General features: G+C 71.7%; 8 protein-coding genes. 1 reads left to right on the top strand and 7 read right to left on the bottom strand.

What is annotated here, in order from left to right:
• Positions 1-4: 4 nt before the first annotated feature.
• The 7 genes from AC07OX_RS30175 to AC07OX_RS30145 all read right to left on the bottom strand — a co-directional run bounded on the left by AC07OX_RS30175 (position 5) and on the right by AC07OX_RS30145 (position 14,974).
• The gene (locus tag AC07OX_RS30175; protein ID WP_495263124.1) at positions 5-7,048 is read right to left on the bottom strand and encodes an SDR family NAD(P)-dependent oxidoreductase; all 7,044 of its coding nucleotides are present in this window, start codon (positions 7,046-7,048) and stop codon (positions 5-7) included.
• Positions 7,048-12,312 carry an amino acid adenylation domain-containing protein gene (locus tag AC07OX_RS30170; protein WP_495263163.1) on the bottom strand — a complete coding sequence of 1,755 codons (5,265 nt, stop codon included), beginning with the start codon at positions 12,310-12,312 and terminating at the stop codon, positions 7,048-7,050. The genes AC07OX_RS30175 and AC07OX_RS30170 overlap by 1 nt, the downstream gene beginning before the upstream one ends.
• 5 nt (positions 12,313-12,317) lie before the next feature.
• Positions 12,318-13,019: a 4'-phosphopantetheinyl transferase family protein gene (locus AC07OX_RS30165; RefSeq protein ID WP_495263123.1), complete on the bottom strand. Its 702-nt coding sequence runs from the start codon at positions 13,017-13,019 to the stop codon at positions 12,318-12,320.
• Positions 12,997-13,740, bottom strand: a complete 744-nt coding sequence (locus tag AC07OX_RS30160) for a thioesterase II family protein (protein WP_495263122.1) — start codon at positions 13,738-13,740, stop codon at positions 12,997-12,999. The genes AC07OX_RS30165 and AC07OX_RS30160 overlap by 23 nt, the downstream gene beginning before the upstream one ends.
• Before the next feature lie 5 nt (positions 13,741-13,745).
• Positions 13,746-13,994, bottom strand: a complete 249-nt coding sequence (locus AC07OX_RS30155) for an MbtH family protein (protein ID WP_070062433.1) — start codon at positions 13,992-13,994, stop codon at positions 13,746-13,748.
• Positions 13,995-14,152: 158 nt separating this feature from the next.
• The gene (locus tag AC07OX_RS30150) at positions 14,153-14,401 is read right to left on the bottom strand and encodes a FecR/PupR family sigma factor regulator (RefSeq protein WP_495263121.1); all 249 of its coding nucleotides are present in this window, start codon (positions 14,399-14,401) and stop codon (positions 14,153-14,155) included.
• Positions 14,402-14,440: 39 nt separating this feature from the next.
• On the bottom strand, positions 14,441-14,974 hold the full coding sequence (locus AC07OX_RS30145; protein WP_495263120.1) for a sigma-70 family RNA polymerase sigma factor: 534 nt from the start codon (positions 14,972-14,974) through the stop codon (positions 14,441-14,443).
• Between the two features lie 175 nt (positions 14,975-15,149).
• Between AC07OX_RS30145 and AC07OX_RS30140 the strand changes: the two genes are divergently transcribed.
• Positions 15,150-15,998, top strand: coding sequence for a ParB N-terminal domain-containing protein (locus AC07OX_RS30140; protein ID WP_495263119.1), 849 nt, complete (start codon positions 15,150-15,152; stop codon positions 15,996-15,998).
• Positions 15,999-16,166 lie beyond the last annotated feature (168 nt).

The following is a 16,166-nucleotide window of genomic DNA, read 5'->3' as shown; positions in this document are numbered from 1 at the left end:
TCGTTCAGGCGCCTTGCGCGTCGGCGAGGCGGGCATCGGCGCCGCGCGCGCCGTCGTCGAGCGCGGCGCGGTCGAACATCGCGCCCATCGCCACCACGATCTTTCGCGGGCCCTCGAAGGGGTCGCGTGCATGGGCGGCGAGCATGTTGTCGAGCATCACGACGTCGCCCTGGCGCCAGTCGAAGCGCACGGCACAGGCCTCGTAGGCCTCGCCGACGATGGCCATGGTGTCGTCGGCGATGGGCGAGCCGTCGCCGTAGGTCACGTGGCGCGGCAGGCGCTCGACGCCGCCCATGGCCAGCAGGTCTTCGCGCACCTGTGCCTCGAGGCAGGCGACGTGGTGCAGCTGCACCTGGTTGAAGAACACGCGCTCGCCGGTGAGCGGGTGGCGGATCACGGCGGGGCAGCGGGTGCGCGTCTGCAGCGTGTCGCCGTCGAACCAGCGCCATTCGATGCCGGCGGCGGCCAGGCGGGCCTCGACGTCTTCGCGGCGATCGGTCTTGTAGAAATCTTGCCAGCTCACGTCCAGGCCGGGCGTGAAGGTGCGCACGTACTGCAGCCCCTTGCGCTCGAAGCCGGCCACCACCTCGGCGGGCAGGCGGCGCAGCATCTCGCGGCAGTCGACGATGGGCGTGGCGCCGCCCACGGGCGACGGCAGCTCGCAGAAGAACCACTGCTTGCGCGGCCAGCGGTCCAGGTGCGCGCTCTCGTTGTGGAACAGGATCATCTGGCGCTCGGGGTACGGCGTGGAGCGGTAGGTCTTCTTGCCACCCTCCTTCTTCGGCAGGTCGCCGTAGCTGCCGTACAGCTCGGGCTCGATGGCTTCGGCAAAAGCTTCGAAGTCCTGCGGCGTCTTCAGGCCGAAGTCGCGGAACAGGATGCCGCCGTGCTTCGCCACCAGCATCTCGATGTAGTCGGCCTGCCCCTTGGCCCAGGCCACGGTGTCGAGTTCGGGGCTGGTGGCCTGCAGCACGATGGGAAATTCCGCGCCGGGTTTCAGGAACGAGGTCTGCACGGCGGGCCGGGCGGCGGCGCGCACGGGCGCGCGGCCGGCGCCCAGGGCGTCGAGCTTGCCGAGCTTGTCCAGTTTCGAGGCCGGGCGGACGTTGGGAGCGTTTGTCATGGCGATGGATTCCTCCGAGGGCATGGGGGCCAGCGCGTCGATCGGCTGGCCGGGTGTGGCGACGATCCGCTCCAGCAGCGCATGCCACGAAGCGGTGAAGGTTTCGACGGTCTCCCGCCGGTAGAGGTCGGTGGCGAACACCCACTCGGCGGTGAGCGCGCCGTCGTGTTCGCTGGCGAACACCGCCAGGTCGAACTTGGATTCGTTCATCTGCTGGGGCAGCACCTGGACCTCGGCGCCTTCGATGGCGAACCGGATCTCGGGCGTGTTCTGGAGCACGAAGAGCACCTGCACCAGCGGGTTGCGGTCGCGTGCGCGCGGCACGCCCGACAGCTCGACGATGCGGTCGAAAGGCACGTCCTGATGGTCCATCGCGGCCAGCGTGTCGGCCCTGGTGGCGGCCAGCCATTGCGCGAAGTCGGCACCTGTCTTCGCACGGCGCGAGCGCAGCGGCACCACGTTGACGAAGAAGCCGAGCAGCCCTTCGAGGTCCGGGTGGCCGCGGCCCGCGACGTCGGTGCCGATGACGATGTCGTCGGCGCCCGAGGCCTGGTGGAAGAACAGGAAGAACGACGACAGCAGCAGCGTGAACAGCGACGTGTCCGACGCCCGCGCGAGCGCGGCCAGCGACTGCGACAGCGCGGGCGACAGCGTGAGCCGCACCGAATCGCCGGCGTGCGTGGGCACAGCCGGGCGCTGGTGGTCGGTCTTGATGCCCGAGGCCTGCGGTGCGCCCGCCAGCCGCTCGCGCCAGAACGCGGCCTTCGGCGCGAAGCCGTCGGAGGCGAGTGCGCGCGCATACCAGGCGGCGTAGTCGGCGTACTGCACGGGCAGCGGTGCCAGTGCCAGCGGCTGACCGCGCCGCGCGCGCTCATAGAACGCGGCCAGCTCGCGTGCGAACACGGCGATCGACCAGCCGTCGAACACGATGTGGTGCACCACGAGCACCAGCACATGCTCGCGCGCCGCCATGCGCACGACGGTGGCCTGGATGAGCGGGCCCTCGGCCAGCGCGAACGGTGCGCGCACCAGTTCGTCGAACAATGGGCCGTAGCGCGCGCCGTCGTCGAGTGCGATGACCGGAATGTCGAGCGGCGCGCCGGGGCGCACGACGGCCATGGGCTCGCCGTCGTCGTCTTCGGTGAACACGGTGCGCAGCACCTCGTGGCGCGCCACGATGGCGTCGATGGCGGCGCGCAGCGCGCCGATGTCGAGCTCGCCGTGCAGCGCGAGGCCGGCCGACATGTTGTAGGCCGCGCGGCCGCTGCGGTTCGCGGTGTCGGTGAGGCGGTCGACCAGCCAGAGGCGGTGCTGCATCGGCGACAGCGGCAGCGCACCGCCGCGCGCCACGGGCGTGATCTCCATCGCGCTGCGCTGCGGCGCGGCGGCGGTCGAGACGACGCCGAGCCGCGCGGCCAGGCCGGCGATGGTCGGCGCCTTGAAGAACTCGCTGGGGTGCAGCTCGGTCGCGTAGCGCTTGCGCACACGCGACAGCAACTGGATGGCAACGAGCGAATCGCCGCCGAGTTCGAACAGGTTGTCGTCCACGCCGATGGGCGCGATGCCCAGGCGCTCGGTCCACAGCGCGGCGAGCGCGGTCTCGACCTCGCCCTGCGGCGCGACGAACGGGGTCTGCAGCGCGGGCCGGGGATGGGCCGCGCCCGCGGCAGCGGCCGGTGCCTCGTCGCCGAGCAGGTCGAGCATGCCGTTGTCGAGCGGGCCCAGGCGCGTGGCCAGGTCGGTGGTCGAGATCACGGTCTGCGCCCGCGCCGGGCCGTTGACGATGCGCTCGAAGACGCGCGCGCCCTCGGGGCCGTCCATGCCGATGTCGTCGGGCACGTCCATGTGCGCGGCCATGCCCAGGCCGCGCCAGGCGTCCCAGTTGACCGAGAACACCGGGAACGCGCCGAGCCGTTCGTGCGCGACGGCCACGGCGTCGAGGTAGGCGTTGGCGGCGGCGTAGTCGCTCATGCCCAGGCCACCGGCCACGCTGGAGATGGACGAGCACAGCAGCACGAAGTCCGGCGGCTGGCCGCGCAGCGCGTCGAACAGCACACGCGTGCCGCGCACCTTGGTTGCGAACACGGTGTCGACCTGCGCGCGCGTGCGCCCGGCCATCATGCCGCCGCCCGCATCACCGGCCGCGTGCACGACGCCGTGCAGCGGGCCGAAGCGGGCGTTCGCCTGTGCGAGGGCGGCACGCACCGCGTCGGCGTCGGACACGTCGGCCGACACGGTGAGCACCTGTGCGCCGAGCGCTTCGAGTTCGAGCAGTTGCTGCAGCCGCGCCTTCAGATCGGCGGGTGTGCTGTCGGCCGCAACCAGTGCGAGCCATTCCGTGCGCGGCGGCAGTGCGGTGCGGCCCAGCAGCACCAACCGCGCCTGCCAGTGCACAGCCAGGTGCTTCGCCAGCGCGAGACCGACACCGCCCAAGCCGCCGGTGACGAGGTAAACGCCCTCACGACGCAGGCGCGGTTGCGCCGCAGCGGTCAGTGTTGCGGGCTCATAGGTCTTGATCCAGCGGTGCGCGCCACGGCAGGCCACCAGCGGTTCGCCAGGCTCGGCCTGCAGAGCCGCGGCCTCGGCCACGATCTGCGCGACCAGCCGGCCTTCGGCATCGCTTTCGGGCGCGGGCAGCACCACGTCGATCACGCGGCAATGCACGCGCGGGTACTCCTGGCCGATCACCTTGCCGATGCCGCGCAGCGTGGCCTTCTCGGGGCACAGCGGCTCGGTGCCGGTGACGTCTTCGAGCTGGTTGGCAACCACGGCGAGCGGCAGCGTGCGCTCGCCCGCGTCGAGCGACTGCACGAGCGCGAGCAGGCTGAAGAAGCTGCGCTCGAGCAGCCCGGCCTGCGGTTGCTGCGCGGGCAGCGCCTCGTCGAGGCTCCAGAGGTGGTAGATGCCGGCGATGGCGCCGAAGTCGGCCGCGATCTCCGTCTGCAAGCGGGCGTGGTCGTCGCGCGCGCCGGGACGCAGCGTCCAGTGGCCGTGGCCCGTGCGTGCGAAGGCGCTGCCGCGCTCGGCCAGCACCACGGTGCGGCCCTGCGCGCGCAGCTGGCGCACGAGGTGGCCCGTGAGGCTGCGGCTGTCGCCGAGCACGAGCAGGCAACCATCGGCATTGATCGAAGGCGCAAGCGCCAGCGGCTCCGTGCGCTGCCACGACGGCACGTAGAACGCGCCGGCGTTGATGTGTTGCGGTGCCTTCGCACCACTAGGCGCATCCACCCAGTAGCGGCGGCGCTGGAACGGATACGCCGGCAGCGGCACGCGCCGACGCGCGGCGCCCGCACGGCAGGCGGCCCAGTCGATGTCCACGCCCGCGACCCACAGCTGGGCCAGCGTCTGCGCGATCTGCTGCGCGTTGCGCGACTGCTGCTGCGGATGCGCCTGGCTGGCGAGCACGCCAGCGGCGGTGTCGGCCAGCGGATGCTGGCGCGCCAGGCCCGCCAGCGTTTCGCCGGGACCGACTTCGAGCAGCACGCGGCCCGGCACCTGCAGCAAGGTGCCCACGCCGTCGGCGTACTGCACGGTGCCGCGCAGGTGGCGCGCCCAGTAGGCGGGGCTCATGGCCTCTTCGGGCGTGATCAACTGGCCCGTGACGTTCGAAACGAAGGGGATCGTCGGCGGCCGGCGCGGCACCGAGGCGATGAGCGCTTCGAGCGGCGCCAGCAGCGGCTCGGTCATCGCCGAGTGCGAGGCGATCGACACATGCAGCCGGCGCGGCAGGTGGCCCGCCGCGCGCAGCCGCGCCTCGGCGGCCTCGACCGCCTCGCGCGGGCCGGAGATCACGCTCAGCTGCTCGGCGTTGGCGGCAGCGAGGTCGCAGCCCGGCGCCAGGAAGGGCGCGAGCGCGGCCTGCGACAACGGCACGGCGGTCATCGCGCCGGGCGGCATCGACTGCAGCAGGCGTCCGCGCAGAGCCGCGACGCGCAGCGCGTCTTCGAGGCGGAATACGCCCGCCAGGCAGGCGGCGACGTACTCGCCCAGGCTGTGGCCCATCATCACCGCGGGCCGCACGCCGCGGCGCATCCACCATTGCGCCATCGCGTACGCGACGACGAAGAGCGCGGGCTGCGCGAGCGCGATGTCGAACAGCCGCGCGTCGGCCTCGGCTTCACCGCCGGGCGCGGGGAACAGCACGGTGCGCAGGTCGAAACCCAGCTCGGGTTCCAGCAGCGCACAGCAGCGGTCGATGTCGTCGCGGAAGGCCGCGTCGTCCTCGTAGAGCGCGCGGCCCATTTGCGCGTGTTGCGTGCCGCCGCCGGGGAAGAGGAAGACCACCTCGGGCGCCTGCGCGGGCGCGGCGCGCACGGCCAGGCCCTCGCCCGCCGAGAGCAGCTGCACGGCCCCTTCGGCATGGTCGGCCACCACGGCGCTGCGGTGCTCGAAGACACGGCGGCCCGCTTGCAGGGTGTGGGCGATGTCGGCGAGCGGCAACGCGGGGTGCGCGCGCAGGTGATCGGCTAGTTGCTGTGCGGCCTGCCGCGTCGCGGATGCGCCGCGGGTCGACAGCGGCAGCACCTGCCAGCCGACCGATGCGGTGGCCGCGACCACGGGCGGCGCCTCTTCGAGCACGACGTGCACGTTGGTGCCGCCGATGCCGAAAGAGCTGACGCCCGCACGGCGCGGCGTGTCGCCCTCGGGCCACGGGCGCGCCTCGGTGTTCACGCGGAACGGGCTGTTCGCGAAATCGATCTGCGGGTTCGGCTGCTCGAAGTGCAGGCTCGGCGGCAGCGTGCGGTGGCGCAGCGCCAGCGTCGCCTTGATGAGCCCCGCCACGCCGGCCGCCGCATCGAGGTGGCCGATGTTGGTCTTGACCGAGCCGATGGCGCAGTAGCCGCAACGCCCGCCATCGCCGCCATCGGCACGGAAGGCCTGTGTGAGCGCGGCCAGCTCGATCGGGTCGCCCAGCGTGGTGCCCGTGCCGTGCGCCTCGACATAGCCGATGGTGTGCGCGGGCACGTCGGCCATCAGCTGCGCCGCGCGGATCGCGCCGGCCTGGCCCTGCACGCTCGGTGCGGTGAAGCCGATCTTGTCGGCGCCGTCGTTGTTGGCGGCCGTGCCCTTGATGACGGCGTGGATGGTGTCGCCGTCGCGCAGCGCATCGGCCAGTCGGCGCAGCACGACGATGCCCGCGCCGCTGCCGATCACCGTACCCGCGGCCCGGGCGTCGAAGGCGCGGCAATGGCCGTCGGGCGAGAGGATCGCGCCGTTCTGGTAGCGGTAGCCGCCGTCCTGCAGCAGGTTGAGCCACACGCCGCCGGCCAGCGCCATGTCGCAGTCGTGGCTCAGCAGGCCCTGGCAGGCCAGGTGCACGGCCACCAGCGAGGTCGAGCATTCGGTCTGCACGCTCAGGGCCGGGCCGCGCAGGTCGAGCTTGTAGGCCACGCGCGTGCACAGCGAGCCGGCGGAGTTGCCGCTCATGAGGCCCAGCATGTCGGCGATGCCGGTGCCCGCGTCGATGCCGACGGCGGGCAGCAGGTGCTTCATGAGGTAGAGGTTGGGGCCGTCGCCCGCGTAGACGCCGACCGGCGCCCCGCCCTTCGGGCCATCACGCCCCACTGGCCAGCCCGCATGGTCCATCGCCTCCCAGGCGCATTCGAGAAAGATGCGCTGCTGCGGATCGAGGTGCTCGGCCTCGCGCGGCGAGTAGCCGAAGAAGCCGGCGTCGAAGCGGTCGAAGCCGTCGAACAGCACGCCGGCCTTCACGTAGTCGGGATCGGCCAGCGCGCGCTCGGGCACGCCGCGCGCGCGCAGTTCGTCGTCGCTGAAGACGGTGACCGACTCGACGCCGTCGCGGATGTTGCGCCAGAAGGCGTCCACGTCGGGCGCGCCGGGGAAGCGGCCGGCCATGCCGACGATGGCGATCTCGAGGCCCGTGGTGTCGGGGGCAAAAAGCGGGGTGTCGTCTTGCGCGTGCATCAGAGGGTTCTTTCCGTGGGTCGGCGGCGTTGCAGCAGGGCGGCGCGCTGTTGCTGCGCGCGCTGCTTCGCCTGCGCCGCGTCGTCGGTGGCGGCAGCGGCAGGGCCGCGCCCCTTCTGCTCGATGTGGCGGGCGAGCGCGCCGACGGTCGGGTACTTGAAGAGGTCGACCACCGCCAGGCCCGGCTGCAGGCGGTCTTCCACCAGCCGGTGCATGCGGATCACGAGCAGCGAGTTGCCGCCGAGGTCGAAGAAGTTGTCGTGCAGGCCGACCTGCGCGACCTTGAGCAGCTCGGCCCAGATCACGGCCAGCGTCTGCGCGACGTCGCCGTGGGGGGCTTCGTAGCCTGGCGCGCCGACGGCCACCGGTGCGGGCAGCGCGCGGCGGTCGACCTTGCCGTTGGCGCCGAGCGGGAAGCTGTCGAGCACCATCAACGCGGACGGCACCATGTAGTCGGGCAGCGCCTGCGCCAGCTGCGTCTTGAGCGTGGTCGCGTCGAGCGATGCGCCTGCAGCGGGTGCGACGTAGGCCACGAGCGACGGGCCCGCTGCGCCCTCGTGCAGGCACACCAGCGCCTCGCGCACGCCGGGCTGCTCACGCAAGCGCGCCTCGACTTCGCCGAGTTCGATGCGGAAGCCCCGCACCTTCACCTGGTGGTCGAGCCGCTCCAGGTATTCGAGCTGGCCGTCGGCGCGCCACCGCACGAGGTCGCCGGTGCGGTACAGGCGCCCGCCTGATGGATCGAAGGGGTCGGCGACGAAGCGCTCGGCCGTGAGGGCCGCGCGCCCGAGGTAACCGCGTGCGAGGCCTTCGCCCCCGAGGTACAGCTCGCCGGGCACGCCCCGCGGCACGGGCTGCAGGTCGGCGTCGAGCACATGGGCGGTGCGCTGGCCGACCGGGCGGCCGATGGGGGCGTAGCCCTGCACGATGGCCTCGGCGTCGGCGGACCACAGGGTCGGCGTGATCACGGCTTCGGTCGGGCCGTAGGCGTTCACGATGCGTGCAGGGTGCAGCACGCGGCGGACCAGCGCGAGGTCTTCGCCGGTCCAGGCCTCGCCGCCGAAGAGCGCGAGGCGCACGGCGTGGTGGAACGGCGGCTCGTCCTGCAGCAGCTGGCGCGCGTAGGCCGGCGGCAGGTCGACCACGCTGACGCGGTGGCGCTGCAGCAGGGCATCGAGTTCGCTGGCGAGCGAGCACCACTGCGGCTGCAGCACCAGCGCGGCGCCGGTGGTCAGCGGCAGCAGGCACTGCTCGATGGCCGCGTCGACGTGCGGCAGCGCGAACTGCAGCGAGCGGTCGTCCGCCGTGAAGCCGCAGGCCTCGGCCATGGCCTGCAGGTGCATCGACAGCGCGCCGTGCGCGACCGCCACGCCCTTGGGGCGGCCGGTGGTGCCCGAGGTGTGGATCACGTAGGCCAGGTGGTGGTCGTGCAGCGCGACTTGCGGGGCCTCGTTCGGTTCGTCGTCGAGCGATGCGTCATCGACTGCGAGGCGCATGACGGTTTCGTTCACTGAGCTGCGGCTGCCGGTCAGCAGCAGCGCGGCGCCGCTGTCGGCCAACAGCTGTGACAGCCGTTGCGGCGGGTGCGATGGGTCCATCGGCAGGTAGGTGCCGCCGGCTTTCAGCACGGCGAGCAGGCTGACTACGCGGTCGATTGGGGCATCGACGGCCACGGCGACTGGCGTATCGGGCCGCACGCCCTGGCGCAGCAGGCGGTGCGCGAGCCGGTTCGCGCGGCGGTCGAGGGCGGCGTAGGAAAGTTCGGTGTCGCCGGCTATCAGCGCGATGGCATCGGGTGCGCGGCGGACGTGCGCCTCGAACAGGCGATGCGCGGGTGTCGCGGCGGATGCGGGCGATGGGCCCGTGCCCCAAGTGTGCAGTTGCGCCTGCTCTTCGGCAGCGAGCCACGGCGCATCGCCGATGGCGCGGGCCGGGTCGGCCGTCAGCGCGTCGAGCAACGCACGGTAGTGCACGGCCATGCGCGCGACGGTCTCCTCGTCGAACAGCTCGGCCGCCGCGGTGAAGACCACGCGCACCTGGCCGTCGGCGCGCTCGCGGATGTCGAGCGCGAGTTCGCACTGCGCGGCGCTGTCGTCCATGCGGTACTCGTCGACCGCCAGGCCCGGCAGGCCGCGCAGCACGGCCGTGTCTTCGCGCAGCAGGTTGAACATCACCTGGAACAGCGGGTTGTGGCTAAGGCTGCGCTGCGGCTGCAGGGCGTCCACGAGCTGCTCGAACGGCAGGTCCTGATGGGCCTGCGCGCCGAGCGCGGCCTCGCGGGCCTGGGCCATCAGTTGCGCGAACGGGGTGCGGCCGTTCAGCGTGGCGCGCAGCACCTGCGTGTTGACGAAGAAGCCGATGAGGCCCGTGGTCTCGGGGCGGTGGCGGTTGGCGACCGGCACGCCCACACGCACATCGGGCTGACCCGTGTAGCGATGCAGCAGCGCCTGGAAGCCCGCGAGCAGCACCATGAACAGCGTGGCGCCATGCGCCTGCGCGGTGGCGTGCAGGCGGGCGACGAGGGCCGCGTCGAGGTCGAAGGCATGCGAGGCCGCGCGGTAGTTCGCGACCGCGTGGCGGGGGCGGTCCGTGGGCAAGGCCAGCACGGGATGCGTGTCGCCGAGCTGGGCGCGCCAGTAGGTCAGTTGCCGCTCGGCCTCGCCCGCGGCGAGCCAGTCGCGTTGCCACGCGGCGTAGTCGGCGTACTGGATCAGCGGCGCAGCGAGCGATGGCACGTCGCCCTTCGCGTGCGCGGCATAGGCGACGCCGAACTCGTCGAGCAGCACCTGCAGCGAGGCACCGTCGGACACGATGTGGTGCGTGACGATCGCGAGGATGTGGTGCGCGTCGCCGAGCTGGAGCCACGCGGTGCGCAGCACGGGGCCGGCCACGAGGTCGAAGGGCTCGGCCTGCAGCGCGCGCGCCTGCGCGGCGGCGGCGCCTTCACGGTCGCTGTCCGGCAGCGCGCGCAGGTCGATGTGAGCGAGCGCCAGCGGCGCCGTCGGCAGCACCTGCTGCCCGACCGTGCCGTCGGCCGCGGTGCGGAACACGGTGCGCAGGCTCTCGTGGCGCGCGAGCAGGCCTTCGAGCGCCGCCTTCAGTGCGTCGGCATCCAGCGCGCCGGACAGGCGCAGCGCCACGCCCACGTGGTAGGCGCTGTTCTGCGGATCGAGCTGCCACAGGAACCACTGGCGCGCCTGCGCATGCGACAGCGCGAGCAACCCCGTGCGGCGCTCGGCGGGCAAGACCTGAATCGGTTGGTGCGCGCGGCGCTGGCCGAGCGCGAGCACGCGCCGCAGTTCGCGCGCGAGGTCGCCCAGGCGCGGCTGTTCGAACAGCGCGCGCAGCGGAAAGTCGATGTCCCAGCGCTCGCCGATGCGCGCGGCCACCTGCGTGGCGGCGAGCGAGTTGCCGCCGTGGGTGAAGAAGTGCGCGTCGCGCGCCAGCGGCCGTTCGACAGGGCGACGCAGCACCTCGTGCCAGATCGTGGCGAGGGCCTGCTCGACGTCGTCGAGCGCGGCTTCGGTTGCGTCGACTGCCGGGGCACTGCCGCCGAGCACGAACGCACCGTGCGCGTAGATCGCGTAGGCATCCGCCGTGCGGTCGATCCAGCCCTGACGGCAGGCGCCGCGCTGCAGCTTGCCGCTCGTGGTCTTGGGCATGCCGCCGGGGTTGAGCAGCATCACGACCGACAGCGGCTCGCCGCACTGCTCGCTCACGGCGGCGCTCAGCGCCTCGACCAGCACCTCGGGCCGCACCAGCTTCTGGATGCTGCGCGACACCTCGGCCGCGAGGCCGATGCCCTCGCCTTCCGGCCCCTCGACCGCGAAGGCCGCGACGCGGCCCTTGCGCACGGCTTCCACCTCGCGCTCCACTTCGCGTTCGATGTCCTGCGGGTAGAGGTTGTGGCCGCGCACGATGATCATGTCCTTGATGCGGCCCGCCACATAGAGCTGGCCGTCGTGCACGAAGCCCAGGTCGCCGGTGCGCAGCCAGCGCGTGCCGTCGTGCACGACGAAGGTCTGCTGCGACACCTCGGGCTTGTTCCAGTAGCCGCTGCCCAGGCTCGGGCCCGAGGCCCAGATTTCGCCGACGGCGCCATCGGCGCACACGCTCAGCGTGGCGGTGTCGACGATGCGCACCGCGTGGTGCGTGACGCTGCGGCCGCAGCCCACGAGCATCGCGCCGCCCTCGTCGCGCACCACGGCGCCTTGCGCCAGGCGCGCCTTGTCGAAGGCGTGCGCGACCATGCCGGCGCCGCGGTGCCCGCCCGTGACGAACAGCGTCGATTCGGCCAGGCCGTAGCAGGGGTACACCGCCTCGGCCGGAAAGCCCGTGGGCGCGAAGCGTTGCTGGAACGACCGCAGCGTGTCGGCGCGCACCGGCTCGGCGCCGGAGAACGCGAGGCGCCAGGACGACAGGTCGAGCCTTTGCAACTGCGCGTCGGACACGCGGTCCAGGCACAGGCGGTAGGCGAAGTCGGGCCCGCCGCTGACCGTGGCGCGCAGCCGCGACACGGCTTCGAGCCAACGCACGGGCCGCTCGAGAAAGTAGCGCGGCGACATCAGCGCCACGACCGCACCGCGATGCATCGGCTGCAGCAGGCCGCCGATGAGGCCCATGTCGTGGTTCAGCGGCAGCCAGGTGACGAAGGTGTCGCTCGTGCAGACCGAGAGGCCCTCCTCGATCGCGCGCATGTTCGCCATCAGGTTGGCGTGCGTGACCATGACGCCCTTGGGTGCCGAGGTGGAACCGGAGGTGTATTGCAGGAAGGCGATGTCGGTGGCGGCCGGCGTGTGCGGGCGCCATGCGTCGGCGCCGGTGGCGTCGATCTCGTCCACGGCGATGAGCGCGGCCTGCGCGAAGGCGTCGGCCACGCCTGCCATCGCATCGCGGATGGCGGCGTGGGTCAGCACGCAGCAGGCGCCCGCGTCGGCGGCGATGCCCTCGAGCTTGCCCAGGTGGCGCTTGCGCGTGGACTCGGGCGGGAACACCGGCACGGCGACGAGGCCCGCGTAGAGGCAGGCGAAGAAGCTGACAACGTAGTCGTCGCTGTTGTCCAGCATGATGAGCGCGCGGCCGCCGGGCGCGAAGGCCCGCTGCAGGTGCGCCGCGAGACCGCGCACGCGCGCGTCGAGGGCGCGGTAGCTGATGGGCGTGTCGAGTGCGGCGCCGTCGCGGTCGGTGATGGCGATCAATGCGATGTCGTCAGGTCGCTGCGCGGCGAGGCCACGCAGGTGGGTCACGAAGTCCACGGGATGCATCGGGTTCACAGGGGTTGTTCCTTGGTGTGCCAGGCCAGCGCGGCGGCGTAGCCCGGCGGCGCGGACAGCGCCATCGCTTCGATGCCGGCCCACGCGGGCACGGCGCAGTCGACGGCAAGCGCGCCATGGGCGTCGGGGTGAATGCCGATGCTTTGCAGGTGTTCGGCCATGCCGACGCCGGCGGCTTTCAACACAGCCTCCTTGCCGACCCAGCGTCGGTAGAAGGCGCGTGGCAGGTCGGCGTCGCTGCGGATTTCGCGCTGCTCGCGTGCGGTGAAGGCCATGGCGAGCAGTGCATCGGCGTCGGCCATGAGGTCGCGCGCGCAGGCTTCGATGTCGACGCCGACACAGCGCACGCGCGCCGGGTCGGCCAGCGCGATGAGCGCGTGATCGCCGGCGTGCGAGATGTTGAAGAGCGGTACTGCTTTGTCACCTGCGGCTTCGACGAAGGGCTTGCCGTGCGCGTCGGCGCGCAGTGGCACGTCCGCCGGACGGCAGGCGAGGCGCTGCGCGATCAGGCGGCGCACGGCGGCGCGGGTGTGGGCGAAGCGCACGCGGTCGGCGCGGCGGGCGAAACGGTGGGCGCGTGCGTGTTCGTCGGGCGTGAGATCGGCCCAGGCATCGCCGTCCTCCGTCGCAAGGTCGAGGTCCAGGCGGTGCAACGCGATGCCCGGCGGCAACGGGTCATGCCAGGGCACGAGCCGCATCGACGCCTCCCGCCATCACCGCCGGCGCGAGGTGCCGCGCCAGCGCAGCCAGCACGGAGGTCTCGTGCTGGCGGATGAAGAAGTGGCCGCCCTCGAACCAGTCGAGCGTGAAGCGCGCATGCGCGGTCTCGGCGGCCCAGGCCCGCATGCGCCACGGGGCGATGTCGTCCTGGCGGCCGGCCAGCACATGCAGCGGCACGGGCAGCGGTGTGGGGTCGGTGTGCACGAAGCTGCGGCACAGGCGGTAGTCGGCGCCGAGGGTGTCCAGCGTCATGCGCAGCAGCTCGGGGCTGTCGAAGAGTTCGTCGGGCGTGCCGCCCTGCTTGCGCAGGTCGGCGATGAGGGCCGCGTCGTCGGTCTTGTCGAGAAAGCGGTCGGGGTCGCGCTGCGACGGTGCCGAGCTGCCGGAGACGATCAGCGCGTCCGGCAACGGCCGGTGCTGTAGCCGCTGGTGCTGCGCCATGCCCCAGGCCAGCAGTGCGCCCATGCTGTGGCCGAAGAGCGCGTAGCGGCCGCGCAGCAGGCCTTCGTGCTCGGCGCACAGCTGCGCGACCATGCGGTCGAAGTCGTCGACGAAGCGTTCGCCCAGGCGCCCGCCGCGGCCCGGCAGCTCGACCGGCACGACCTCGATCCAGCGCGGCAGCGCACGCCGCCAGCGCAGGTACATGGTGGCGCTGGCGCCCGCGCAGGGCAGGCACAGCAGGGGCAGCGAGGCCTGCATGTGCGTCAGGCGGAGGCGGACGCGTTGTCGCTCTGCTGCTGCGCGGCCATCCAGTCGCGCAGCGACTTGGGGCGCATGTCGGTCCACTGGGCTTCGACGTAGTCGAGCACGGTCTTCTTGTCGCCCTTCACGCCGTCGACGGCGGTCCAGCCGCCGGGCACGGCCTTCCAGTGCGGCCAGATGGAGTACTGCGCTTCGTGGTTGACGAGCACGATGAAGGTCTCGTCCTCGCGGTCGAAACAGCTGGTAGACATGGGCGGTCCTCTTGGTAAGTGCAATGACGGGCAGGGTTTGCCCTTGCGATACAAGACGCGCCGCGAGGCTGGGTGTTTAGTCCCGCATGCATCCAGACCGTGCACGGCTGCGCCGCGGCGAGGGCCGCTGCAGGAGCTGCGAAAAAAGAGGGAGCGGGCTAGCGGGCCGCGTCTTCGGCGTCCGGCGAAGGGACGTCGTGCGCGGGCGGCACCAGGCCGACGAGCAGCCAGAGGCGGCCTGCCTCGGCGTAGGCCTGGCGATGGGCGGGATCGGCGGCGAGCCAGTGCGCGAGCTCGGCGCTCGCGGCGGCATCGAGCTCGCCCTCGCCGGCGTGCTGGCGGCGAACCCACGCCCAGGCGGTCTGCCAGGTGGGGTCGCTTTGCTTGTCGTTGGGGCTGTTGCTCATCGGCGGCCATCGTAGCGCCGATGCGGTGCGTCGGAAAACTCAGGCGGCCTGCACGAGGTAGCGGCAGCTTTCGAGGGCGGCGTCGGCGTCCTTGATCATGAAGTTCACGAGCGTGGCGGAGCAGCCCAGGCGCGTGGCGATCTCGCGCTGGGTCAGGCCACTCAGGCGGTTGAGTTCGAACGCGAGGCGGGTGCGTGGCGGCAGCGCTTCGAGCACGCGGTCGATGGCCACCAACGCCTGCCGGCCGCCGAGCACGCGGTCGGGCGCGTCGTTGCTGCTGGGCGGGCTCACGAGTTCGACGTCGTCGCAGTAGGTGCGGTAGCTCGCCTCCACGGAATGGTGGCGGTGGTAGTCGACCGCCACGTTGCGCACAACCTGGCAGCAATAGCCGAGCGGCTTGCGGACATCGCGCACCAAAGCGCCGTCGGCGAGCTTCAGGTAGGCGTCCTGCAGCACTTCGTCTGCGAGGTCAGCGGTGCGGACGATCTTTTGCGCGACGCGCTGGAGCTGGGCACGGTTCGCGATGAAGACCTCCCCCAGCGTGGGCGCGGACGGGGCAAGCGACAGATCCATGGGTACTCCTGAAGTGTTCAAGGGCAAAGATGCAAATAAGAACTATTACCATTTGATGACGCAAAAGGGCCCTGTTTTTCCCGATGGCGCCTTCTCGTCTCTCTCCCTGTCTAGACGTTCGAGCGGCCGAAACCGAGACACCTAAAATTCCGCCCCTTACATCGCACCCGTACCCATGAACATCGTCGTCAACGAAGAACTCAAAGCCTATATCGATCCCTTGACGCCGGAGGAGTACGAAGCCCTCGAACGCAGCATCCTCACCGAAGGCTGCCGCGACGCGCTGGTGCTGTGGGGCGACGTGCTGGTGGACGGCCACAACCGCTACGGCATCTGCCAGAAGCACGGCCTGCCCTTCCAGACGGTGCAGAACACGCGCTTCAAGACGCTGCAGGACGTGCACCTGTGGATGATCGACCAGCACCTGGGCCGCCGCAGCATCTCGGACTACCTGCGCGGCGTGCTGGCGCTGCGCAAGAAGGACATCGTGGACGAGCGCCGCGCCCGCAGCAGCGCCGCCACGCCGACCACCCCGACCACGGCGGACGACCCGCCCTTCGACGTCGACGATGCGCCCGCTTCGACTTCGGCTCCCGCTTCCGACGAGGCCCTGCCGCCGCCCGTGCCGCTGAACAGCCGCGAGGCCATCGCCCGCGCCGCGCGCCTGAGCAGCAGCCAGGTTGTGATGATCGAGAAGATCCAGAAGCAGGCCGCGCCCGAGCTGGTGGCGGCCGTGAAGTCGGGCGTGATCTCGATCAACACGGCCGCGGCCGTCGCCTCGCTGCCCGCCGAAGAGCAGGTGACGGCCGCCAACGCCGGCAAGGACGAGCTCAAGCAGGCCGCCAAGCGTGTGCGCGAGGCCAAGCGCAAGCCGCGCGAAGCGGCGCCCGAAACCGAAGAAGGCGCCGAACCGGCGGCGCTGGACGCCGTGCAGCAACTGCAACAGCGCGTGGCCGAACTCACGGCCGAGAACGCGGACCTGCGCCGGCAAGTGGCCGAGCTGCAGGCGCAACTGGCGCACTGACGCCCCGGCGGGCGCCCTTCTCCCCGCCCGCCGCTTTCACCGCCCCTCCCTGAAACCTCGCGCGCCGCACTGCGGCCCGCGAGGCTTTGTCGCGTCCGCGACCCACTGAAAACAGTTGTTCGTAATCTTGTGTTTTTATTTGCAACAAGTGTTATATTTTTGACGCCA

The sequence above is a fragment of the Variovorax sp. GW821-FHT09D07 genome (genome assembly GCF_059416345.1).
The sequence above is the reverse complement of the archived record's forward strand: the minus strand, read 5'-3'. Positions and strand labels throughout refer to the sequence as shown.